Source organism: Herbaspirillum sp. ST 5-3 (genome assembly GCF_004804275.1).
GTDB lineage: Bacteria > Pseudomonadota > Gammaproteobacteria > Burkholderiales > Burkholderiaceae_D > Noviherbaspirillum.
Genome location: NZ_STGI01000002.1, coordinates 313040 through 335641, shown reverse-complemented (window position 1 = coordinate 335641; position 22602 = coordinate 313040). Strand labels below are relative to the sequence as shown.

Annotated in this window: 29 protein-coding genes, 1 tRNA gene and 1 riboswitch; of the genes, 17 read left to right on the top strand and 13 right to left on the bottom strand. The window is 57.7% G+C overall.

Annotated elements, in window-relative coordinates; genetic code table 11:
* Positions 1 to 27: 27 nt before the first annotated feature.
* From nusB to glyA, 12 genes are all read right to left on the bottom strand, one after another.
* On the bottom strand, positions 28 to 498 hold the full coding sequence (gene nusB, locus E6W33_RS05240; protein ID WP_136415058.1) for a transcription antitermination factor NusB: 471 nt from the start codon (positions 496 to 498) through the stop codon (positions 28 to 30).
* A 3-nt stretch (positions 499 to 501) separates the two neighbouring features.
* A complete protein-coding gene (gene ribH / locus E6W33_RS05235) occupies positions 502 to 987 on the bottom strand; it encodes a 6,7-dimethyl-8-ribityllumazine synthase (RefSeq protein ID WP_136415056.1) in 486 nt (161 codons plus the stop codon).
* Positions 988 to 1121: 134 nt separating this feature from the next.
* Entirely contained in the window at positions 1122 to 2234 is a 1113-nt protein-coding gene (ribBA, locus tag E6W33_RS05230; protein WP_136415054.1) for a bifunctional 3,4-dihydroxy-2-butanone-4-phosphate synthase/GTP cyclohydrolase II, read from the bottom strand.
* A 132-nt stretch (positions 2235 to 2366) separates the two neighbouring features.
* Complete coding sequence (locus E6W33_RS05225) at positions 2367 to 2981, bottom strand: riboflavin synthase (RefSeq protein ID WP_136415052.1); 615 nt, start codon at positions 2979 to 2981, stop codon at positions 2367 to 2369.
* A 13-nt stretch (positions 2982 to 2994) separates the two neighbouring features.
* A complete protein-coding gene (gene ribD / locus E6W33_RS05220) occupies positions 2995 to 4086 on the bottom strand; it encodes a bifunctional diaminohydroxyphosphoribosylaminopyrimidine deaminase/5-amino-6-(5-phosphoribosylamino)uracil reductase RibD (RefSeq protein ID WP_136415051.1) in 1092 nt (363 codons plus the stop codon).
* A gap of 87 nt (positions 4087 to 4173) precedes the next feature.
* Complete coding sequence (locus E6W33_RS05215; protein WP_247869532.1) at positions 4174 to 4728, bottom strand: GspH/FimT family protein; 555 nt, start codon at positions 4726 to 4728, stop codon at positions 4174 to 4176.
* Positions 4725 to 5204: a type IV pilin protein gene (locus tag E6W33_RS05210; protein WP_282183679.1), complete on the bottom strand. Its 480-nt coding sequence runs from the start codon at positions 5202 to 5204 to the stop codon at positions 4725 to 4727. The genes E6W33_RS05215 and E6W33_RS05210 overlap by 4 nt, the downstream gene beginning before the upstream one ends.
* A complete protein-coding gene (locus tag E6W33_RS05205; protein WP_136415047.1) occupies positions 5188 to 5922 on the bottom strand; it encodes a pilus assembly protein in 735 nt (244 codons plus the stop codon). Before E6W33_RS05205 ends, E6W33_RS05210 begins: the two co-directional genes overlap by 17 nt.
* The gene (locus tag E6W33_RS05200) at positions 5919 to 6905 is read right to left on the bottom strand and encodes a PilW family protein (protein WP_247869529.1); all 987 of its coding nucleotides are present in this window, start codon (positions 6903 to 6905) and stop codon (positions 5919 to 5921) included. Before E6W33_RS05200 ends, E6W33_RS05205 begins: the two co-directional genes overlap by 4 nt.
* Positions 6906 to 6925: 20 nt before the next feature.
* Entirely contained in the window at positions 6926 to 7504 is a 579-nt protein-coding gene (pilV, locus tag E6W33_RS05195; RefSeq protein WP_168798534.1) for a type IV pilus modification protein PilV, read from the bottom strand.
* A gap of 124 nt (positions 7505 to 7628) precedes the next feature.
* Positions 7629 to 8099, bottom strand: coding sequence for a transcriptional regulator NrdR (gene nrdR / locus E6W33_RS05190; RefSeq protein ID WP_136415043.1), 471 nt, complete (start codon positions 8097 to 8099; stop codon positions 7629 to 7631).
* Between the two features lie 181 nt (positions 8100 to 8280).
* Entirely contained in the window at positions 8281 to 9525 is a 1245-nt protein-coding gene (gene glyA / locus E6W33_RS05185; protein ID WP_136415041.1) for a serine hydroxymethyltransferase, read from the bottom strand.
* A 92-nt stretch (positions 9526 to 9617) separates the two neighbouring features.
* Positions 9618 to 9725, bottom strand: a riboswitch (ZMP/ZTP riboswitch).
* Between the two features lie 150 nt (positions 9726 to 9875).
* Between glyA and E6W33_RS05180 the strand changes: the two genes are divergently transcribed.
* From E6W33_RS05180 to E6W33_RS05120, 13 genes are all read left to right on the top strand, one after another.
* A complete protein-coding gene (locus E6W33_RS05180; protein ID WP_136415039.1) occupies positions 9876 to 10622 on the top strand; it encodes an SDR family oxidoreductase in 747 nt (248 codons plus the stop codon).
* Between the two features lie 19 nt (positions 10623 to 10641).
* Positions 10642 to 11061, top strand: coding sequence for a tol-pal system-associated acyl-CoA thioesterase (gene ybgC / locus E6W33_RS05175; RefSeq protein ID WP_136415037.1), 420 nt, complete (start codon positions 10642 to 10644; stop codon positions 11059 to 11061).
* Between the two features lie 81 nt (positions 11062 to 11142).
* Positions 11143 to 11844: a protein TolQ gene (gene tolQ / locus E6W33_RS05170; RefSeq protein ID WP_136415035.1), complete on the top strand. Its 702-nt coding sequence runs from the start codon at positions 11143 to 11145 to the stop codon at positions 11842 to 11844.
* On the top strand, positions 11844 to 12281 hold the full coding sequence (locus E6W33_RS05165) for an ExbD/TolR family protein (protein WP_136415033.1): 438 nt from the start codon (positions 11844 to 11846) through the stop codon (positions 12279 to 12281). The genes tolQ and E6W33_RS05165 overlap by 1 nt, the downstream gene beginning before the upstream one ends.
* Entirely contained in the window at positions 12278 to 13183 is a 906-nt protein-coding gene (locus E6W33_RS05160) for a TonB C-terminal domain-containing protein (protein WP_136415031.1), read from the top strand. The genes E6W33_RS05165 and E6W33_RS05160 overlap by 4 nt, the downstream gene beginning before the upstream one ends.
* A 3-nt stretch (positions 13184 to 13186) precedes the next feature.
* The gene (tolB, locus tag E6W33_RS05155; protein WP_136415029.1) at positions 13187 to 14458 is read left to right on the top strand and encodes a Tol-Pal system beta propeller repeat protein TolB; all 1272 of its coding nucleotides are present in this window, start codon (positions 13187 to 13189) and stop codon (positions 14456 to 14458) included.
* Positions 14459 to 14496: 38 nt separating this feature from the next.
* A complete protein-coding gene (pal, locus tag E6W33_RS05150) occupies positions 14497 to 15024 on the top strand; it encodes a peptidoglycan-associated lipoprotein Pal (RefSeq protein WP_136415027.1) in 528 nt (175 codons plus the stop codon).
* Positions 15025 to 15026: 2 nt separating this feature from the next.
* On the top strand, positions 15027 to 15773 hold the full coding sequence (gene ybgF, locus E6W33_RS05145) for a tol-pal system protein YbgF (RefSeq protein ID WP_136415025.1): 747 nt from the start codon (positions 15027 to 15029) through the stop codon (positions 15771 to 15773).
* Positions 15774 to 15929: 156 nt separating this feature from the next.
* Positions 15930 to 16005: transfer RNA gene (locus E6W33_RS05140), tRNA-Lys, on the top strand.
* A 347-nt stretch (positions 16006 to 16352) separates the two neighbouring features.
* On the top strand, positions 16353 to 16949 hold the full coding sequence (locus tag E6W33_RS05135; RefSeq protein WP_136415023.1) for a TetR/AcrR family transcriptional regulator: 597 nt from the start codon (positions 16353 to 16355) through the stop codon (positions 16947 to 16949).
* 90 nt (positions 16950 to 17039) lie between these two features.
* Positions 17040 to 18149, top strand: coding sequence for an alkene reductase (locus E6W33_RS05130; RefSeq protein WP_136415021.1), 1110 nt, complete (start codon positions 17040 to 17042; stop codon positions 18147 to 18149).
* Between the two features lie 70 nt (positions 18150 to 18219).
* A complete protein-coding gene (locus tag E6W33_RS05125) occupies positions 18220 to 18903 on the top strand; it encodes a type 1 glutamine amidotransferase domain-containing protein (protein WP_136415019.1) in 684 nt (227 codons plus the stop codon).
* Between the two features lie 177 nt (positions 18904 to 19080).
* A complete protein-coding gene (locus tag E6W33_RS05120) occupies positions 19081 to 19545 on the top strand; it encodes a VOC family protein (RefSeq protein ID WP_136415017.1) in 465 nt (154 codons plus the stop codon).
* On the opposite strand, the gene E6W33_RS05115 is transcribed toward E6W33_RS05120, so the two are convergent.
* Complete coding sequence (locus E6W33_RS05115; protein ID WP_136415015.1) at positions 19546 to 20217, bottom strand: TetR/AcrR family transcriptional regulator; 672 nt, start codon at positions 20215 to 20217, stop codon at positions 19546 to 19548.
* Here E6W33_RS05115 and E6W33_RS05110 point away from each other — a divergent pair.
* The 4 genes from E6W33_RS05110 to E6W33_RS05095 are packed head-to-tail and all read left to right on the top strand — an operon-like array spanning position 20216 to position 22590.
* Positions 20216 to 20482 carry a hypothetical protein gene (locus E6W33_RS05110; RefSeq protein WP_136415013.1) on the top strand — a complete coding sequence of 89 codons (267 nt, stop codon included), beginning with the start codon at positions 20216 to 20218 and terminating at the stop codon, positions 20480 to 20482. The two genes, E6W33_RS05115 and E6W33_RS05110, sit on opposite strands and share 2 nt — an antisense overlap.
* A 50-nt stretch (positions 20483 to 20532) precedes the next feature.
* Positions 20533 to 21189 carry a carbon monoxide dehydrogenase subunit G gene (locus E6W33_RS05105; RefSeq protein WP_136415011.1) on the top strand — a complete coding sequence of 219 codons (657 nt, stop codon included), beginning with the start codon at positions 20533 to 20535 and terminating at the stop codon, positions 21187 to 21189.
* A 32-nt stretch (positions 21190 to 21221) separates the two neighbouring features.
* On the top strand, positions 21222 to 22076 hold the full coding sequence (locus E6W33_RS05100; protein WP_136415009.1) for a xanthine dehydrogenase family protein subunit M: 855 nt from the start codon (positions 21222 to 21224) through the stop codon (positions 22074 to 22076).
* Positions 22077 to 22098: 22 nt separating this feature from the next.
* Positions 22099 to 22590 carry a (2Fe-2S)-binding protein gene (locus E6W33_RS05095; protein WP_136415007.1) on the top strand — a complete coding sequence of 164 codons (492 nt, stop codon included), beginning with the start codon at positions 22099 to 22101 and terminating at the stop codon, positions 22588 to 22590.
* The last annotated feature ends 12 nt before the right edge of the window (positions 22591 to 22602 follow it).

Sequence of the window (22602 nt, the reverse complement as noted above, 5' to 3'; positions counted from 1 at the left end):
ATTTTGCGGCGGATCGGCCTGTCGTTCTCAACGCCTTTTCGCGTCATCCACTTCGACGTCGCGCACCTTGGCTGCGAATTTGTCGAGAACGCCGTTCACATATTTGTGGCCATCAATGCCGCCAAATGACTTGGTCAGCTCGACGGCTTCATTGATCACGACCTTGTATGGAATTTCCAGATGATTGCTGAGCTCGTAGGCGCCGATCAGCAGCGCCGCATGTTCAACCGGCGACAACTGATCGATCGGACGGTCGATCAAGGGGCCCAGGCCTTCGCGCAGCTTGTCGACCTGCCTGATCGTGCCATGCAACAGCGTATCGAAGTGCTCGGCATCCGCCTTGTCAAACCCGTGCGCTTCACGGATATGCGCATCGATCGCACCCGCATCCTCGTTGTTCAGCAACCACTGATACAAGCCCTGCAGTGCGAATTCGCGCGCGCGATGGCGTGGCGTCCGATTCTTGTTCGGATTCGCGTGAACGTTCTTCTGTGTCATTACTTACTCTTCCTCGGTTGCTTCAGCGAGTTCTTCCAGAGCAATGGCAAGGTTCGCCATTTCCACCGCAACACGAGCGGCATCAGCGCCCTTCTCAGCCATACGCACTTCTGCCTGTTCGTCCGTTTCCGTAGTCAGCACGGCATTGGCAATCGGGATGCCGAAGTCGAGACCGACCCGGGTAATGCCGGCACCGGACTCGTTGGATACCAGTTCGAAATGGTAGGTTTCGCCACGAATGACCGCCCCGATGGCGATCAGCGCATCGAACTGCTGGGTTTCCGCCATCTTCTGCAGCGCAAATGGAATTTCCAATGCACCAGGAACCGTGACGTGCAGTACATCTTCGTCGGCAACTCCGAGATGCTTCAACTCGGCCAGACACGAAGACAGCAGCCCGTGGCAAACGTCTTCATTGAACCGGGCTTGCACGATACCGACGCGCACGCCTTCGCCGCTCAAATTGGTCTCGTATGTTCCTACGGTCATGGTTGTTCCTTCATGCGCGACTGCGCTCGTTAAAATCAGACACCACGCGTATTTCGTTCGGGCAAGCGAACCACGCGTGGAGCGTTTGTTATTACAGAAATGTAGCAGCTATTTGCGCCAGTAAAAGCAGGGAATCAGCTTTCCGGCTTGTCCTGGTAGCCCACGACTTCCAGATCGAAGCCGGTCATCGAAGGCATTTTGCGCGGATTGGCCAGCAGCTTCATCTTTCCGACGTCCAGGTCCTTCAGGATCTGCGCGCCGATGCCGTAGGTCCGCAGATCCATGCGCGAACCGCGCGGCTGCGGCTTGGCATCGGGTGAGTTCAGCGCCTCGAACTGCGCGAACATCTGCTCGGCGGATTCCTCGCAATTCAGCAAGACCATGACACCGCGCTCGGACGCCTTGATGGCGGCCATTGCCGAAGCCAGGTTCCATGAATGGGTGGTTACCTGTGTTTCCAGCAGGTCGAGAATGGACACCGGTTGATGCACGCGAACCAGCGTTTCAAGTTCTGGCTTGACGTCGCCGTGCACCAGCGCAAGGTGCGCGCCGCCACTCGGCTTGTCACGATAGGCAATGGCCCTGAACGTGCCGTGCACGGTATGCATCTGGCGTTCCGCAACCCTGTCAACGATGCTTTCATTCCGGCTGCGATAATGGATCAGGTCGGCAATCGTGCCGATTTTCAGGCCATGCTCCTTCGCAAACTCCATGAGGTCGGGAAGACGAGCCATGGTGCCGTCGTCCTTCATGATCTCGCAAATGACCGCAGCGGGCGTCAGTCCGGCAAGTTCGGCAAAATCACAACCCGCCTCGGTATGACCGGCCCGCATCAGCACGCCACCCTTCTGGGCCTTCAGCGGGAAAATATGGCCGGGCTGGACGATATCGGCCGGCTTGGCATTTTTTGCCACCGCGACCTGAACAGTCCTTGCCCGGTCAGCGGCAGAGATACCGGTCGTCACTCCCTCGGCGGCTTCGATCGATACCGTGAAATTGGTGCCGTATGAAGTTCCATTACGGGAGGTCATCATCGGCAGATTGAGTTGATTGCAGCGCTCTTCGGTGAGCGTCAGGCAGACCAGTCCGCGCCCGAACTTCGCCATGAAATTGATTGCTTCCGGAGTGACGAATTCCGCGGCAAGAACCAGGTCGCCCTCGTTTTCGCGGTCTTCCTCATCCACCAGGATGACCATGCGGCCAGCGCGTAGCTCGCTGATGATTTCTTGAGTTGTTGAAATAGCCATGACTAAAATCCTATGTAGCCTGCTATTTTAAAGGATTTACACCGGCCCTAACTTTCAAGGCCGAAACAATTGATCGCGCCGACACGCCTAAAGACATTTTCTTGCCAATCACACAACCAATTTGTGCGGCGGCTAGGCTTTCATGCTCAACATGCGTTCCACATAACGCGCGATCAGGTCGATTTCCAGATTAACCTTCGCGCCAGGTTTCAAGTGTTTGAGCGTGGTGACTTCCACCGTATGCGGTATGAGATTGATGGAAAATTCGCATCCGTTTACCGCATCGGTCACGCGATTGACGGTCAGCGATACGCCGTTGACCACGATCGAGCCTTTATAGGCGAGATACTTGGCGAGTTCCTTCGGCGCTTCGATGATCAGTTCCATCGATTCGCCAACCGGATCGAACTTGCGAACCACGCCGAGTCCGTCGACATGCCCCGATACCAGATGACCACCAAGCCGGTCGGCCAGCGTGAGCGCCTTTTCAAGATTGACCTCGCCGACCGCATCGAGGCCAGCCGTGCGGTTCAGGCTTTCGCGTGATACATCGACGACAAACCCCTTGTCCGTCTTGCTCACGACCGTCATGCAGGCGCCGTTGAGCGCAATCGAATCGCCAAGTACAACATCGCTCATTGGCAGGCCGCCCGCATCGATCGTCAGCCTCACGCCCGCATCGGTCTGATTGCCCAGGGGGGTAATGGATGTGATAGCGCCGATCGCGGCGACGATTCCGGTAAACATGAGTGCAATCCGATCAGATGAAACGAGCAAGGATACGCAAATCCGGCCCGATTTGCTTGATTTCGTGAAAAACGAGTTGCTGTCGGCCGTTCAGGTTTTCCAGTGCAGGCAGATCGAACAAACCTCGCGCATCTCCGAGCAGGCTGGGAGCCAGATAGAGCAACAATTCATCGGCGCATCCTTCACGAATCAAGGATCCGTTCAGCTTGAATCCTGCCTCGACGTGCAACTCATTGATCTGCCGCCTCCCCAATTCCAGCATCAGGGCCGGCAAATCGACCTTGCCTTGCGCGTTCGACAGCATGAGAATTTCGGCGCCGCGTTCGCGCAAACGCGCTTCCTTCTCCGGATCGGAGCAGGCAGTTGCAATCCAGGCTCCGCCGCCCTCGAGAATGCGCGCGTCCGGGCTTATCTGCAGCTGGCTGTCGACCACAATGCGGCGCGGCTGACGCGGTGTGTCAATCGCTCTCACGTTGAGCTGAGGATCGTCTTCCCGCACGGTGCCAATGCCGGTCAGCACGGCACACGCTCGGGCACGCCACCAGTGTCCGTCATTTCGCGCGGCCTCGGACGTAATCCATTGACTGCGGCCGTTATGGAGCGCCGTCTTGCCATCGAGGCTGGCAGCCGCCTTCATGCGAAGCCAGGGTTTGCCCCGCTGCATGCGAGACATGAAGCCGATATTCATTTCACGCGCTTCATCTTCCAGCACACCACACACCACATCGATACCCGCGGCCCTCAGCTTCGCCACACCTTGCCCCGCAACGAGCGGATTGGGATCGGCCACTGCAGCAACCACCCGCGCCACGCCGGCGCGAATCAAGGCATCCGCACACGGTGGCGTACGGCCATAGTGACTGCAAGGTTCGAGCGTGACGTAGACCGTGGCGCCGCGAACGTCGGCTCCCCGCCTGGCGGCATCGTTGAGCGCCTGTATCTCCGCATGCGCCTGCCCTGCCGGCTGCGTGTACCCTTCACCGATAACCCGCCCGTCCTTGACGATCACGCACCCCACCCTGGGATTCGGCGTGGTGATAAAGAGTCCTTTCGCTGCCCATTGCAGCGCGAGTTCAATGCCCTGTGAATCGGAATGTATATCCACGAATGATGTGAGTTCGGTTAATCTAAGTTCGATGCGCGCCTAGCCTGCGCGATTGTATCTCGGCAGTCGGCCCAAATGCTTCCACTGTTAACAGGATGTTCCCTCGCGCGCCGGATTGCACACACGTGGCCGGCCCAGGAAATTGAGCTTGATCTTGCGCACCTGATCATTCAACTTGAATGTGAATGTTCCGAATTGCGTTCGCAGACTGCTGGCATTGGTGCGAGTCCGGCCGCTTCCGTTGTATGCGAGATATTGTACTGTCGAATCGGTAAGACTTGCCTTGATACTGGTGCCTTTCTGAACCGCATCATGGGTGAAAATCACCCTTTCTCCCGCGTCGGGCCTTTGATTATTGTTTTCGTCGACAAAAACGACCCAGCCGCTGGCCCAGTTTCCATCCGTATCCTGCGGCACCAGATCGACCCGAGCCCCGCGCTGGATTGCTTCCGAGCGAGTCAGACTGATGGCCGCATAAAAGTCGTTGACGGTTGCGCTTATCTGCTGATTCTGGATGAAGGATTGGAGGCTCGGCAAACCCATTGCAAGCAGGACAGCGACAACTGCAAGTACGGTCAGTAGTTCAACCAGGGAAAGGCCACAGTGCCTTATCGCCGGAATCCGTGCATATTGGTGCCTCATTTCCAGCAATCAGGACTGTTGGCGGCCTTCAGGCCGGTGCTGGTCACGCTCAATTCACCACAAGCAATGTCCTTGTAGCTCGAATCAACATTTTTCGTACCCGGCATGGCGATCAGTTGTACACAATTCCGGATTGTGTCGTTCTTGCATGGTTCAGCCTTGATTTCATAGGCGCTGCTCTTTGATGTTTCACCGGAAAACCACTTGAACTTCTTTTCTTCCTCCTCCGTTGATTCCTGCGAAAACTTGATATAGCTGTTGTGCTGCGAGTATGCCCGCTCCTCCTGCTGCAGGAGTTGCATCAATGCGGCGCGCGCCTCGGCTCGCCTTCCCTTGCGAACCGCTTCTTGATAGCCCGGGTAGGCAATCAAGGAAAGGATCACGATGATGACCAGCGCGACCATTATTTCAATGAGGGTGAATCCCGCACGGTCCGGTTTGCATGCCCCTTGTTGCCCCCTACTTTTGAGAACCACTACGCAATTCCTCCCAGTTATGTATCTCGCGCCAGCTGAATCGGCCGACCGGCGCATTGGTTTCAGGTTTGCTACGGCCTTTTTTTCTGTAGAGCGTCTGCAACGCGACTTGTGTGGTCTCCCGTGTGCCGAATCCCACTGCTGTGATCCGGTAAACATCCTCTGCTCCGGGTTTGACGGCAGAGTTATCCGGATTCCGGTGAACACTGAGTTCAATGATGTATCTAGGCAGGCGCGCTGGCAGTGAACCTTGTCCGATCTGAAAGGCCCGCCCAGTAAAAAAGCCATAGGGTACCGAGCCCGCATCCTCGCTTGCATCCGTAAAGTCGACGGTTTGCCAGGCCGGAGGCATACGGTCATCGGTAGTGCATATGCCAAGAAATTGCCGGGAAGCTCCCGGGCTGCAGCCTTTCGGAACACGCTCCATCTGTTCGCTGCCGAATAAATCACTACGCACGGTTTCGCCGGATGGCGAGCCCTCGATATCCAGTTCGGCGTCCAACAATGCGGCTTCCGCAGCCTGCAAGGCAATCTGGCGGTCGCGGTCGTTGCGGGCTGCTTTTTCTCCCTGAAGCGCTATATTTGCCGCAGAGACGGCAAGCATCAGAACAACCGTCAACATCAAGAGCGCCACAATCAGTGCCGCCCCATGTTGTCGCGCAGAGGATGAGCGGAGCCCGAGAGAGGGCCGAACACGCCTTGGAAATCTGGAACTCATGTACGGTTTTTGGCCAGCGTGCTTGGCAACAGCACCATTGAACTAAAGATCCGCCGTTGTCTGCCTCGTACCGATTTCGGTAGCGAGGATTCCTGCAAACGCACGCCTGCATCCGCACCGGCGTAGGCGTTTGAATAATCCTTGCCAAAGAGGTCGTACTGAGTCATCGACCTTTCACCTTGAGTACGATTCACTCCCCGAATCAACAGCGAAAACTTTACTGCTGCGACTTTTTTCCAATAGGTTTTTCCGCGCTGTTCTGCAGCCTGGCCATGCAGGTTCGTGCCCTGTGAAGGGCCCGCGCTCTCCAGGGCATCGAGGGCAGTCGCGTTCAGAAACTGGTCGGGCAAGCCGTCGTCGTCCATATCGAGCCCATAGAGAACTTGAAATGATTCGACGCCGCGAGCGATCGCCTGCGAGGTCCAGGAGTCGTTGCCGCGATACTTGCAATACAATTCAGGCTCCCCGCTAGCATCTTCGGCGACGTAGAAGATGCTCCAGCCACGATTCTCGTCCGCACTCTCCGAGGCACTGAGTGCTGGAACGCCAAAGCCGGCACAATTGAGCATCGTGCCGTCACCGTTGTCGCCGCTTCCAGCACCAGAAAATCGGACAGCAAGCACGTCGCTTCCGTTGACCGCTTTTGTGTACGGCCCTTCAATGCCCTGCGTTCTGCTTTTCAAACCCGCCGCATCCAGTCCGGAGATGCTTGCATTCGTCATCGCTGCGGAAATCGGCACCTCCGATGAACTTTCATCTTCAAAAGAAACACTACGAATCGATCTCGTGATGACGTCGATGGCGTAACGCCCGGTCTCCTGTATGCGCGCATCGTCGTCTTGCATCAAATAGGTAGTTTTTGTCGAAACAAACAGTGTCGTCGTTGCCATCACAATCAGCAGACCGAGGACCATTGAAATCATCAGCTCGACCAGGGTCAGGCCGTATTGTTTGCCGAGAGACGCCTGGCCTGAATGGGACACTCTGCATATCGGGAGAGCGTTCATATTGCAGGGAGCCCGACCGTAATTGCGACACTGGGAGGGAACTTGCCATCACCATCCTTGACCAAGGCGCCGTCCGGATTTTTCGCTTGCCAGCCGACCTTGATCACTAAAGGCGCCGTGCTTTCCGATGTGCCCGTGCAATCCCAGGACAGTGATTTTTTCCCGCTGTCCCATGGTGATGCGTCATGACAAATCAAAAGCCGTCCACCGGGCAGCGCTGCGTGTACTCGGCTTTTCCACTCATATAGTTCAAATTGGGCGAGTTCCTCTGCATCGCATCTGGCGGCATAGCAGAGCTTCGGCGGCATCGGCAGATCGCCGTCGCCCGTCGACTGATAGCTGACTTGCGAGAACGGGCTTGCACTGCCTGCCTGTTTCAAATGCTGATTAATCGTTCTGATCGCATCGGCCATCTCGCTGGCGATTTGCAGGGCGGAGGTTTGATATGCGGATTGCTGCGCCGTGCGAAATGCTGCCAATTGGAGACCTGCAGCCCCGATCACGCCAATTGCCAGGACAACGATGGCTACCAATGCTTCAACCAGGGAAAAGCCTGCGGCGCACGACTTCCACATTTGGCAACTGCTCGCCCGTGAACGAGACGTACTGCATGGATTCACTTTATAAAAATGAGGCATAGTTGTTTTTATGACAATAATTTACTCGAAAAAACTGAGCGCCGCTATTGGTCGCGATGAATTACTTTGCGGGGTTTTTGCGTTCCGGCCCGACTTCGGCGATCGCGTCCTGGAATTCAGCTACGTCTTCGAAGCTCTTGTAGACGGATGCGAAGCGGATATAGGCAATCTTGTCGAGACGTTTAAGTTCTCGCATCACCAGCTCGCCGATATGGCCGGACACAACTTCCCGGGCGCCACTGGAGAGCAGTTTTTCTTCAATGCGATGGATTGCAGCGTCGACCGCCTCGGCGGAAACGGGACGCTTGCGCAGGGCGAGCATCAGGCTGCCGCGCAATTTGGCAGGATCAAACTCGGCACGACTGCCGTTTTTCTTGACGATAACCGGCATCGAGAGTTCGATGCGTTCGTAGGTGGTAAATCGCTTGTCGCAATGAGCGCAGCGGCGACGGCGACGAATGGTGTCCCCTTCCTCCGACACGCGTGTGTCGATGACTTGGGTATCTTCATGGTGACAGAAGGGGCATTTCATGGCGGCGGTGTTGCCTATGGAAAGTTGTCAATTAAATAATTTTCTTGCCACCCGCCCAAAATTTCAATCCCATGAATATGGCGCGGAATGCAAGACGAACTGCTTTTCGGACTCTACATCAGTTCATCTCGCATTCCAACGCGCTGCGCATCCCATGAGACACGCAGCACAAGCAACGCAATCAGCCGTAGACCGGGAATGCCTCGGTCAACTTCTTGACCTCCGCTTTCACGCGTTCGATGGTGGCCGCGTCATGCGGATTGTCCAGCACGTCGGCAATCAGGTTGCCGACCTTGGTCGCCTCCGCTTCCTTGAAACCGCGGGTCGTCATGGCGGGACTGCCAAGGCGGATGCCGGACGTGACGAACGGCTTCTCCGGATCATTCGGGATGGCGTTCTTGTTGCATGTCATGTGCGCGGAACCGAGGATCGCTTCGGCTTCCTTGCCGGTGATCTTCTTCGCCCGCAAGTCGACCAGCATCACGTGCGATTCGGTTCTGCCGGATACGATACGCAAGCCGCGCGCGATCAAAGCCTTGGCCAGCGCGTCTGCATTTTTCACGACCTGCTGCTGGTAATCCTTGAATTCCGGAGACAGGGCTTCCTTGAATGCGACCGCTTTGGCGGCGATCACATGCATCAGAGGACCGCCTTGGATGCCCGGGAAAATCGCCGAGTTGATGGCCTTTTCGTGCTCTGCCTTCATCAGGATCACGCCGCCGCGCGGACCGCGCAGGGACTTGTGTGTAGTAGACGTGACGAAGTCGGCATGCGGCACCGGATTCGGATACACGCCGGCAGCAATCAAACCCGCGTAGTGCGCCATGTCGACCATGAAGTAGGCGCCAACGTCTTTTGCCACCTTGGCGAAACGTTCGAAATCGATGCGCAGCGCATAGGCGGAAGCGCCGGCGATGATCAGCTTCGGCTTCTTCTCATGCGCCAGACGCTCCATCGCGTCGTAGTCGATCTCTTCCTTGTCATTCAGGCCATAGGAGACGACATTGAACCACTTGCCCGACATGTTCAGCGCCATACCGTGCGTGAGGTGGCCGCCTTCCGCCAGCGACATGCCCATGATGGTATCGCCCGGCTTGAGCATGGCGAAGAAGACGCCTTGGTTAGCTTGCGAGCCGGAATTCGGTTGCACGTTGGCGGCTTCGGCACCGAACAATTCCTTCAGACGGTTGATCGCGAGCGTTTCGGCGATGTCGACGAATTCGCAGCCACCGTAATAGCGCTTGCCCGGATAACCCTCGGCATATTTATTGGTCAGCTGAGAGCCTTGCGCCTCCATGACAGCCGGCGAAGTGTAGTTCTCGGACGCGATCAGCTCGATGTGATCTTGCTGACGCTTGTTTTCCTGCTGGATGGCGGACCAAAGTTCAGGATCAACTTTGGCGATGGTCTGGTCTTTTGAAAACATGAAAACTCCAATCGATTAAGTTGCAAAGTGGGTTTGCCTAAATCGAATGAGGGCCGATAGATATGACAGGCAGCCTCAGTCGTGCATTCCATTTGGGCTGCCCAGGCGAACGGCTAAAGATAAGTCTCACGTTCCCCGGTGGATGCCCACCTTGTCGCCGGAAATGCTGCCCGGCTTTTTCGCCAGTTACGTGAGACGAAATGGAGCTAGATTGTAAGATAGGTACCTGATTTCAGCAAGGATGAAGAAATACGTCCCCTTAGTGCCTCCCGGAAAGTTTGTTCAGGGCAGAATGCCGCCTTTCGGCTACAATTTTGACAACCGTTCATTCGAAAAAAGGGAAAAGCAACATGATCGTCTTGATTACGGGCGCAACATCCGGTTTTGGCGCCGAAATGGCCCGCAAATTCGCCAAAATGGGCCATAAGGTGATTGCAACCGGCCGCCGCAAGGACCGGCTCGACGGTTTGGCCAAGGAACTTGGATCTGCTCTCTTGCCCGTTGCAATGGATGTCAGCGACAAGACATCGATCAGCAACGCTTTGTCGGCGCTTCCATCCGATTGGCGCGACATTGATGTCCTCGTCAATAACGCCGGTCTGGCACTTGGCATCGCACCGGCACATCAGGCCTCGCTGGAAGAGTGGGAAACGATGATCGACACCAATTGCAAGGGTCTGGTCACCATGACCCACATGGTCCTCCCCGGCATGGTGGCACGTGGGCGCGGCACCGTGATCAACATTGGGTCGACCGCTGGCGCCTACCCCTACCCGGGCGGGAACGTCTACGGCGCGACCAAGGCTTTTGTCGATCAGTTCACGCTGAATCTGCGCGCGGACTTGGTCGGAACCGGTGTGCGTGCCACGAATATTGCTCCGGGCTTGTGCGGTGGAACCGAATTCTCGAATGTGCGCCTGAAGGATGATGCTGCGGCGGCGAAAGTCTATGAAGGCACGGTACCGCTGACCTCTGCGGATATCGCTGAAACAGCGTACTGGATAGCGACGCTTCCGCCGCATGTCAACATCAATTACATCGAGATGATGCCGACCTGCCAAGGGTTCGGACCTTTTTCCATCAAGCGAACGAGTTAGAGACGCGGGCCGGATTGTGATGAATGCGGATTTCACCTGGACCGTTCGCGTCTACTATGAGGACACGGACACCGGCGGCGTGGTGTTCTATGCAAACTACCTGAAATTCTTCGAGCGCGCGCGGACCGAGTGGCTGCGCGCAGCCGGAATCAACCAGGGATTGTTGTCGAAAGAGCATCATTCAATGTTCGTCGTCAAAAGCACGGCAGTGGATTATCATGCTCCGGCGAAATTAGATGATGAACTGAAACTCACCGTCGTTGTCGAAAGGCTCGGACGTGCTTCGGTACAATTTGTACAAGAAGCGTGGCGCGTCGATGGAACACAGCGGTATCTGCTTGCCAGTGGACGCATCAAGGTTGGCTGCGTGGATACCAGGACGTTCCGCCCCAGCCCGATACCCGACGAGGTATTGGCCAGGATAAAAAAGACAGGATAATTTCCCCTCATTGCGCAATCGCGCCGGTGCCATTCCGGTGCGCTGCTGCCTAACGAGATAATTGCACATAGATACAGACCAATGACCGTCACACAAGACCTCTCCTTCATTTCCCTTATCAGCAACGCCTCCCTGCTCGTGCAGCTCGTCATGGCCCTGCTGCTTCTCGTCTCGGTGATGAGCTGGTCATATATCTTCCGCAAGATGTTTGCGATAAAGAGCGCCCAGACGCAGACCGAGGATTTCGAGCGCGCCTTCTGGTCGGGCGGCAACCTGAATGCCTTGTATGAAGAAGCCACCTCGAATCGCCGCCATACGGCCGGCAAGAGCGGCGCACTGGAGCGCATCTTCGAATCCGGCATGGGCGAATTCATCAAGGTCAAGGCGACCTTTGCCGCCAAGGGCAACGTCGATTCCGGCAGCGTGATCGACGGCGCGCGCCGCGCGATGCGGGCCGCCTACCAACGCGAGATGGACGCGCTGGAGTCGCACCTGGCTTTCCTCGCGTCGGTCGGTTCGGTATCGCCGTATGTCGGCCTGTTCGGCACGGTGTGGGGCATCATGAATGCTTTCCGCGGGCTGGCGAACGTGCAGCAGGCGACCCTGGCGGCGGTCGCGCCGGGCATTGCGGAAGCACTGATTGCGACGGCCATCGGCCTGTTCGCCGCGATTCCGGCGGTGGTCGCCTACAACCGCTATTCGCATGACATCGATCGCCTGGCGATCCGCTTCGAAAGCTTCATCGAAGAGTTCTCCAACATCTTGCAACGGCAGGTCCGCTAATGGCGAACAGCACGATGCGCGGCGGACGCGGCCGCAAGTTCAAATCCGAAATCAACGTCGTACCGTATATCGACGTGATGCTGGTGCTGCTGGTGATCTTCATGGTGGCCACACCAATGACCAATCCCGGCGTGGTCAATTTGCCGACGGCCGGCAAATCGGCATTGCCGCCGACGGAATACATTCAGATTTCCTTGAAACCGGATACCAGCGCGACGATCGGCATCAGCGGCAACAAGAGTCGCGGACAGGCTGCCGACAAGGTTGGCGGACGCAGCGCGCTGGTGCAGAAACTGGGCGCCCTGCATGAGGAGCATCCGGATCTGCCAGTGATGATCTCCGCCGACAAGGACATCAAGTACGACGAAGTGATCCAGGTGATCTCGGAAGCGAAAAAGCTGGGCATCAATCGCGTGGGGCTGGCGACCAAGCAATGACCGACGAAACACCGTACATCGTCCCCAAGGAACCCGGACGCTGGCGCGCTCTGACTTTTGCGGCGCTGATGCACGCACTGCTGTTCGCCTTCCTGTGGATAGGCGTGCGCTGGCAGAACGATACGCCGGCCACCATCGAGGCGGAAGTGTGGAGCCCCGAGATCCACGAAGCCGCGCCCCTCCCTGTTCCCCAGAAAGAACCGGAGCCGCAGTCAAAACCGGTTGTTAAGGAGGTTCCGCAGCCGAAGTCTGAACCGAAGGTGGAAGAGCCGCCCGTAGTCAAGCCTGACATCGCGCTGGAACAGGAAAAGAAACGCAAGGCAGAAGAGAAAAGGCGCCACGAAGAGGAATTGCGCAAGGAGAAGGAAAAGGAAAAGGAAAAGAAACGGCTCGAAGAAGATCGCGTGGCCAAGATCAAGGAGCAGGAAGAAGTCAAGCGGCTCGAAAAAGAGAAAGCGGAAAAGGCGAAGAAAGAAGCCGCGGAGAAAAAGCGCAAGCAGGATGAAGCCGACGCCAAGCAGCTGGCCAAGGCACGCGAAGAGGAAATGCGCCGTATCACCGGTGGCGTGCCCGGCAGCGGCGGAACGGGTGAGCAGGCAAGATCCCAGGGCGGCCGCGCCGATGCGAGCTATATGCAGAAAATCGTTGCGCGCATCAAGTCGAACACAGTGTTCAACGTGCCTCCTGACTTGGTCGGCAATCCTGCCGTCGAGTATGTCTTCGACCTGTTGCCAGATGGTACATTGCGTGGCGCGCCGCGCAAGGTCAAGTCATCGAACGTGCCGGGTTTCGACGAGGCCGTATTGCGCGCCATCGAGAAGTCGCAGCCTTTCCCGCGTGAGCCAAAGACAGGCAATGTACCGTCCCAACTTAATACTTCGCACAGACCGAAAGAGCAATAAGTCATGATGAAAAATCTCTTCTTACGCAGTATCGCCACCGCGGGACTGATGGCAGGCGCCCTAGCACATGCGCAGTTGCGCGTGGAGATTTCCGGTGTAGGTGCCAGTCAGCTTCCCATCGCAATTTCCGGCTTCGCCGACGAAACCAATGCCCCGCAACAGATCACCACCATCGTCAAGGCCGATCTCACGCGCAGCGGCTACTTCAAGATCATCGACACTGGCAACGTGATGTCGGAAACCACACCGGTCAACTTCGACGAGTGGAAATCGCGCGGCGCGGACGCACTTGCCGTGGGCAGCGTGCAGCGGCTGGCCGACGGACGCTACGACGCACGTTACCGCCTGTACGACACATTGAAATCTGCCAGCCTGTCGGGTTTCGGCCAGGTCGCGGCGCAGGACCGCCTGCGCGTCGCCGCGCATCGCATCGCGGACGATATCTACGAAAAGCTGCTCGGTGTGCGCGGCGCGTTTGCAACCCGCATCGCTTATGTCACCAAGGCAGGACGCGAATATCGCCTGGAGATTGCCGATTCGGATGGAGAAGGCACTCAGGTAGCGTTGCGCTCGAATGAACCGATCATTTCGCCGGCCTGGTCGCCCGACGGCACGAAGGTCGCATACGTCTCGTTTGAATCCAGAAAGCCGGTGGTGTATGTGCAGGATCTGGTCAGCCGCCAGCGTATCGTGGTTGCCAACTACCGCGGCAGCAATTCCGCACCATCATGGTCACCGGACGGGAGCAAGCTCGCCATCGCCTTGTCGCGTGACGGCTATACGCAGGTGTACACCGTCAATGCGGATGGCGGCGGCTTGCGCAAGCTGACCAGCACGACAAGCATCGAAACAGAGCCGCAGTTCTCGCCTGACGGGCAGAGCATTTACTTCACCAGCGACCGCAGCGGCGGGCCGCAGATCTATCGCATGAGCGTGAATGGCGGCGAAGCGCACCGGGTCACGTTCAACGGCAGTTACAACATCAGCCCTCGCCTGTCGCCCGACGGAAAAACCCTTGCGTTTATCTCGCGTCGCGAAGGCCGCTTCCAGCTGTATGCGCTCGACCTGGCCAGCGGACAGGAGCTGCGTCTGTCCGACACAACGAAGGACGAATCGCCCAGCTTCTCGCCTAACGGCAAATACATCATGTACGCCACCGAGTCGGGCCGTCGCGGCACGCTGGCCGTTGTGTCGGTCGATGGCCGCGTGAAGCAGACCTTGACAACTCAGGCAGGCGACGTGCGCGAACCTACCTGGGGACCATTCATGAAATAATATAAGTTTGTGGAAACAATTTAATCAGGAGAATTCAAATGCGCCCCATCACAAGCCTGGCCCTCATCCTTTCCAGCGCGTTGTTTTTGACCGCTTGCGGCTCTTCCGTCAAGCTGGACGACAAGGTCAAAGTTGAAGAACGCTCGGGCACGGTTCCGACGACGTCCGCCGATGCACGCACGGTTGCGCCGATCACAACCGGCTCTACCGATCCGCTGAACGACCCGAAGGGCGTCCTGGCGAAACGCAGCATCTACTTCGACTTCGACAGCTACATCGTCAAGGATGAGTTCAAGCCGCTGGTCCAGGCGCACGCGAAATACCTGACTACGAACAAGAGCCGCAAGATCGTCATCCAGGGCAATACGGACGAGCGCGGTGGCCGCGAATACAACCTGGCGCTGGGACAAAAGCGCGCAGAAGCCGTCCGCAAGTCGATGTCGCTGCTCGGCGTGTCCGACTCGCAGATGGAAGCAGTCTCGTTCGGCGAGGAAAAGCCGAAAGCAAGCGGCAGTGATGAAGCTTCCTGGGCCGAAAACCGCCGTGCCGATCTGGTCTACCAATAACCATGAACAAATTCCAATCCACACTTGCCGCGGCTGCCATGGCCGCAATTTCTTTGGTGCCGCTGCAGGCGCGCGCCGCCCTGTTTGAAGACGATGAAGCGCGTCGGGCCATTCTGGAGATCCGCGAGCGCCTCAACAATATGCAGAGCGAAATCAACGCCAAGGCTGACAAGGCGAACAACTTCGATCTGAACAACCAGAATGAGCAGCTGAAGCAGGAAATCGCCCGCTTGCGCGGCCAGATCGAAATGCTGACCAACGAACTGGCGAATACGCAGAAGCGGCAGAAGGATTTCTACGTCGATCTCGATACGCGCCTGCGCAAGCTGGAGCCGCAACAGATCACTGTCGATGGCAAGGAAGTCAGCGTCGAACAGGGCGAGCAACGCGCATACGAAGCGGCGCTTGCCTACTTCAAGGCGGGCGATTACAAGAACGCCGGCGCGTCCTTCTTCGATTTCCTGCGCCGCTATCCCAACTCGGGTTTTGCGCCGTCCGCACAATACTGGCTGGGTAACACCTATTATGCGCAACGCGATTACCGCAACGCGATTTCGGCGCAGCAGGTGGTCGTCAAGAATTATCCGGACAGTCCGAAAGCAGCGGATGCCTTGTTGAACATCGCAAGCTGCTATATGGAATTGAAGGACAAGGGATCTGCGAAGAAAACGCTGGAAACATTGGTTGCACAGTATCCGGATTCGCCCGCTGCACGCACGGCAAAAGAACGCCTAGCTGCATTGAAGTGAGATTTTTTAACGCGACGGATGCGGCGGAGTGCATCCTGCGATCAACGCGTCCGCCGTCAGGAATATTATTGATGCAGCTGGCCGCCATTATTGGTTGGAATTCTTGTTGTACCATTTGACAGCAAACACAAAAGCTTCTTATAATCGCTGTCTTTCGGGTCGTTAGCTCAGTTGGTAGAGCAGCGGACTTTTAATCCGTTGGTCGCAGGTTCGAGTCCCGCACGGCCTACCAGAAATCGAAAACAGCTCCCAGCGATGGGGGCTGTTTTTATTTGCGCTGCAATTTTCCGCGACTAAATAATTCAAGGCCGGATTATGCGGCTTTAACGGCGGAGCCAACCGTGCCGCCTGACGCCTCGCCAACAATTACGCCTCGGCTTCTTGAGTCGCGCTCTGCTGCTTAACGGGCAACGGACTTAACAGTGCGTGTCGTCCATCGAGTGCGCGTCGTCAGTCTGTTCGGCACGGCTAGTCCGTTCGCAAAAAGCTCTATTCCACTGCGCAATCCTTCTACCTCCTTCTTCGCGAAGATAAATCCGATGATTGCGTCTAGACGACCGGTCTAGTACAATTCAAGCCATGGAACGACATACGCGCTATCAGGACAATCGTGAACGCATTCTCTGCGTAGGAGAAGGCTTGATACTCGGGCGCGGCTTTACGGCGATGGGGCTCAGCGAGCTGCTGACCGCAGCAGATGTTCCGAAGGGCTCGTTCTATCATTACTTCCAGTCAAAAGAGGGTTTTGGTGTCGCTTTGCTGGAGCGTTATTTCGAGCATTACAAGGAGCGATTGCGGATACTGTTCGCGGACCGGGCTGTACCGGCGCATGGAAGATTGCTGGCGTATTTCGATGGCTGGCGGCAACTGCACGCCGCCAGTCAGTGTCATGACACTTGCCTGGCGGTCAAGTTGACGGCGGAGGTCTCCGATCTGTCGGAACCGATGCGAAAAGCCCTGGCCGATGGTATGGATAGCGTCATTCGCCTGATTGCCGACGCTATCGTCGCCGCGCAGGAAGAAGGATCGCTCGATCGCGCTCATGATCCGCAACAGCTTGCCGAAGCGCTGTACGCGATGTGGCTGGGAGCATCCCTGCGCGCGAAGGCGAAACGAAGCGTCGATGCCTTGAACATTGCTTATCGCCAGACTGAACACATGCTCAGTACCGGCTGAATGGATTCATCTTTGCAGGTGGGCGATAGTTCGCCCTTTTTTTTGGATGTTTAACTAGACGACCGGTCTAATATTTATAGCAAGGAAACCATGTCAAATAAACTGCTTTCGCCCCTCACCCTCGGCTCTCAATCCCTTCCCAACAGGGTCATCATGGCACCTCTCACCCGTTCCCGCGCCGGCCAACCGGGCGATGTGCCGACGGCCTTGAATGTTGAATACTACGCACAGCGGGCAAGTGCCGGATTGATCATTACAGAAGCCACCCAGGTTTCACGCCAGGGTCAGGGCTATGCCTGGACGCCGGGCATTTACACCGATGAGCAGGAAGCGGGCTGGAAGAATGTCGTGCAAGCCGTGCATGAAAAAGGCGGACGGATTGCCTTGCAGATGTGGCATGTCGGACGCATCTCTCATCGACTGGTCCAGGGAAACGACGCCCTGCCGGTTGCGCCCTCGGCCTTGGCGCCGGCGAACTCGAGCTGCTTCGTCATTCAGCCGGACGGCAGCCGTGCAACTTTGCAGTGCGAGACGCCGCGCGCACTTGCACTGGAAGAATTGCCCGGCATCGTGGCGCAATATTGCCAGGCAGCAGTACGAGCCAAGCGCATTGGCTTTGACTTCGTGGAAGTCCACGCGGCAAACGGCTACTTGTTGCAGCAATTCCTTTCGACCAACAGCAATCAGCGCACCGACAACTATGGCGGTTCGCTGGAAAACCGCGCGCGCCTGATTCTCGAGGTGGTTGATGCGGTGGCCGAGGTCATGGGTGCCTCACGCGTCGGCGTACGCCTGTCGCCGCACTTTGTTGCACACGGCATCGCCGATACCGAACCGGAAGCCAGCGCCTTGTATCTCGCAAAGGAATTCAGCCGTCGTGGCATCGCCTACCTGCATATCGCGGAACCGGATTGGGCCGGCGGAGTCAAGCTCACAGACGCATTCCGTGCGCAGATCCGCGAGGCGTTCTCAGGTGCACTCATTTTTTGCGGCGGCTATACCGCAGAGAGCGCAGAAGCCTTGTTGCAGAAGGGAATTGCGGACGCCATTGCATTCGGTCGCCCCTTCATTGCCAATCCCGATCTGGTCGAGCGTTTCCGTCGTGGCACGGAACTGAACACGCCGGATCGCGCAAGCTTCTACGGCGGCGGCGCACAAGGATATACCGATTACCCGACGTTGCAGCTCGAAGCCGCTTGATACCGATCCGCGAGGCAAGTCCACTAACCTTGCCTCGCAATCTCTCAACACATTCACGCAAGGAGCAACAATGAAAATTCTGATGGTGCTGACATCGCACGACCAACTGGGCAACACTGGAAAAAAGACGGGCTTCTGGCTCGAGGAATTCGCCGCGCCCTACTATGTTTTCAAGGATGCGGGCGCGGACATCACGCTGGCATCGCCCAAAGGCGGACAGCCGCCGCTCGATCCGAAGAGCGACGACCCGACCGCGCAGACCGACGCTACCCGACGCTTCAAGAGCGATGCCGAGTCACAAGCCGCACTTGCGCGGACCGTGAAACTGTCCGAGGTATCCGCCGGCGATTACGACGCGGTGTTCTATCCCGGCGGGCACGGCCCCTTGTGGGATCTTGCCGAAGACCGTGATTCCATCCGGCTGATTGAAACCATGTACGCCGCCGGCAAACCTGTTGCCGCGGTCTGCCATGCCCCGGGGGTGTTGCGTCATGCGAAGACTTCAGATGGCGCGCCACTGGTGAAGGGAAAAGGCGTGACCGGCTTTACCAATACCGAAGAAGCGGCGGTACAGCTTACTGAAATCGTGCCATTCCTGGTCGAGGATGCGCTGGTGAAGAACGGCGGCAAATACAGCAAGGAAGCCGACTGGCATCCGCATGTCGTTGTCGACGGAAACCTCGTCACCGGACAGAACCCTGCGTCGTCTGAGCCGGCGGCAGCGGCGCTCCTGCAAACGCTGCGGCAAGCGTAAGCAGTCCGCATTCCCGGGTGCTCGCGTATCGCGCGGCATCCGGCTCCGCACGTGGCCGGAACGCGCGTTGGCAGCTTTCGATCGGCCGCCCCTGTGACAAAATACTTTCCACCGGCAATGATTTAATTTACCATATGATCAATAAAGCATAAAACCCTCTTCCCTCCGAGGTCCGCCATGCAAATTCGCACACTCGATCATTACTCCATCCGCACAAGCGATGTAGAAGAGTCGGTCCGTTTCTACCGCCTTGCGTTGAACATGGTCACCGGCCCTCGGCCGCCATTCCGCTTTCCCGGCGCATGGCTCTACCCTGCCGACGTCAATGGCGAAGCGGCGGGCAATGCCCTTGTCCATATTGTCGGCGTGGATCCGCAGGATACGGAAGGACTGACTGATTATCTGGGCGCGAAGGAATCAAAGGAAGGCGGTGGGACCGGCAAGCTCGACCATCTCGCCTTCCGCGTAACAGGGCTTGCCGGAACGTATGCTGCCCTGAAGTCGCATGGCATCCCGTTCAGGGAACGCCGCGTTCCGGAAATGGATTTGCATCAGGTGTTTCTGGAGGATCCGAACGGGATCACGATTGAACTGAACTATGCTGCGGCAGAAGACCTTGCCGCGAGCACGCAGAGCGCCTAGTTACTTGTCGCCACCGAACATTTCCTGCGCCGCCACGATGTAGGCATGCACGCGGTCCTGGATGACCTGGGTGAGGTTCTCCGGTCCGGGCAGGTTGTACACCCACTGCCGAATGCCAATATAAAAAATACCTCCATGCAGGCCCCAGACATGTTCATTCTCTCGCTCGGTAATCTTGCCGCGCAGCGGCAGGCCGAGATGCTTGCGCGTTTCGGTGACGATACGCGGAAACAACTTTTGCTTGAGCAAGCCCAGATATTTGTCCGGAATGGAGCCGTCATTCAGGCCTGAGAACACCAGTATGCGAACCCACTCCGGCGTCAGGATCGTTGCTGCATAGTCGAGATAGAAGCGAGTCAGCTTCTCTTCCAATCCCGTGTCCTTCTCGTCAAGCCACGTCTCCCACTCGCGCTTCCAGCGCCCCAGATACACCTCCTGATACACCCGGTCGATGAGTGCCTGCTTGGTCGGGAAGTAGTGATACAGCAGCGGGTGCGTGATGCCGATGTCCTTGGCCAGGTCGCGCGTCTGTCCTTCGAGCCCGCGCTCGGAGAAAAACTTGATGGCGCCTTGAAGGATTTGTTGCTCGCGTTCCTGGGTGCTGAGGCGTTGGCGGACCTTGCCTTCCTTCTTGACTGCGTCCGGTGTCGGTTCTTTGGTTCGAGCTCGCATGACGATGAATTGTGCAGTGGGAAGCGCGCGTCGCGCGTTTTTCCCGATTTGTCAGACTCATCCGGGCTTGCCATCGGCAGGTACCGCCGGCACCTGCCGAACGAATCCGATGAGCCATTTCTCGGTGGCGCTAATGATACCCGTATTGACCGCCGCCTTCGATGAATCTCGCGCAGAATTATTGTTTGACTTCATTTACCAGTTGGTAAATAATAGAAAAACAGAACAAGCGGCATCGCGCCCGAAGCAAGGTTCACCTCGGTAAATCGCCTCGTTGCGCGCCCTGTCCCAACAAGCACTGCCTCAAGGAGAAACATGGAACTCATCGGAGAACAGCTCATCGGCGCGCCTCGCGGAAAGGTATGGGAGGCGCTCAACGATCCGGCGATCCTTTCGCGCTGCATACCCGGCTGCGAAGAGATCAACAAGATCTCGGAAGCGGAAACGCACACCCGCGTCATGCTGAAAATCGGCCCGGTGCGCGCGCGTTTCTCGGGAAAGATTTTCATGACCGACATGGAGGCGCCAGCGAAGTGCACCTTGAGTTTTGAAGGCGCGGGCGGCGCTGCCGGCTTTGCCAAGGGTCGCTCGGCGGTTGCGCTTGCGGAAGAAGGCACCGGCACGCGCCTGACCTATTCGGTGGAAGCATCGGTCGGTGGAAAGCTCGGCCAGATCGGCGGCCGCCTGATCGACTCGTCGGCGAAAAAAATGGCTGATGAATTCTTCGCCGCGTTCGACGCCGCGCTGCAAAGTCCCGCCCAAGCTGCCACCGTGCCAACAGCCGACATTACGGCTGATGCAGCACACGTCAACACTCCCTCAACCGTATCCGCTCCGACACGGCCGGCGACCACGCCTCTCCCGGTGCAGGTCCCTTTCGCCGGCGGCGGTTTTCAGCATGAGCTGTACCGCTTCTTCTGGTTCGGCATCGGCGTGGCCTTCACTTTGCTGACGACGCGCTGGCTGTCCTGATCGATTCTCGCCTTTGCAACCATGGAGTCATCGTGAAAGCTCCCGCATTCGATTACGTCAAACCAAGCTCGCTCGCCCAGGTGTTCTCGCTGCTGGAAACGCATGGCGACGATGCACGCATCATCGCAGGCGGGCAGTCCTTGCTCGCCACCCTGAACATGCGCTTGTCCGAGCCGCAGTTGCTGCTCGATATCAATGCCATACCGGGCTTGAGCGGCATCACGCTGCACAGCGATTGCGTGCAGATCGGTGCCCTCACCCGTCACTGCGACATCGAAGACTCCGCGCTGATCGCCGAGCATGTCCCGCTGCTCGCAATGGCGGCGCCCTTCGTGGCGCACCGGGCAATCCGCAATCGCGGCACGCTGGGAGGGTCGATTGCGTTCGCCGATCCGGCCGCCGAATGGCCGACCTGCGCGGTCGCACTCGACGCCAGCATCGTTCTCGCCAGCCGGTCCGGTGAGCGGCGTGTCAAGGCAAAGGATTTTTTCCAGGACCTCTATACGACAGCGATGGAGCCTGGCGAGATCGTGACTGCGTGCGAATTTCCTCTTCAGCCGCGCGCGATGCGCTTTGCGTTCGACGAACTGGCGCGTCGCCGCGGCGACTACGCGATCGTCGGCCTTGCGGCCAGCGGGCAATTTGCAGACGGCTTGCTGCGCCAGGTCAGGCTGGTATTCCTCGGCACCGGCAACATTCCCTTGCGTGCACGGGCGGCAGAGGCTGCTATCGAGGGCAAGTCCCTGAATGCCGACACCTTCGAAGCAGCACGCGTCGCCCTGACCACGGAATTGCATCCCGCCGCCGACTTGTATCACTCCGCAGAGGCCAAGCAGCATCTCGCCTCAGTTCTGATGCGCCGCCTGCTTCAGCGGCTTGCGGCTTAAACCTGTTGTGATGGAGACCAAGATGTCCGAACCGATGCTCATCAATCTTCGCGTCAACGGCGTGACCGTCGAGAGGCCGGTCGATCCGCGACTTCACCTGATCGATTTCCTGCGCGACGAGCTTGGCATGAAGACCGCGCGTGCCGGATGCGAACACGGCGTGTGCGGCGCGTGCACCATTCGCCTCGATGGCGAGATCGTGCGCGGTTGCCTGGTACTGGCAGTGCAGGCCGATGGCAAGGAAATCGAAACCATCGACGGTGCCAGCGATCGCGGCGACCTGAAGGATCTGCAGGCGGCATTTCATGCGCACAACGCATTGCAATGCGGCTTTTGCACTTCCGGAATGCTGCTGACCGCCTCGGCGCTGTTGCAGGAAAAACCGGACGCGGACCGCGAGCAGGTGCGCGAATACATGTCCGGCAATTACTGCCGTTGTACCGGGTATCAATCGATTGTCGATGCCATTTCCGACGTGCTGCAGCAGCGCCGTGCGAACGGCGCGGGCCGGTGAGCAGGAGAAGAA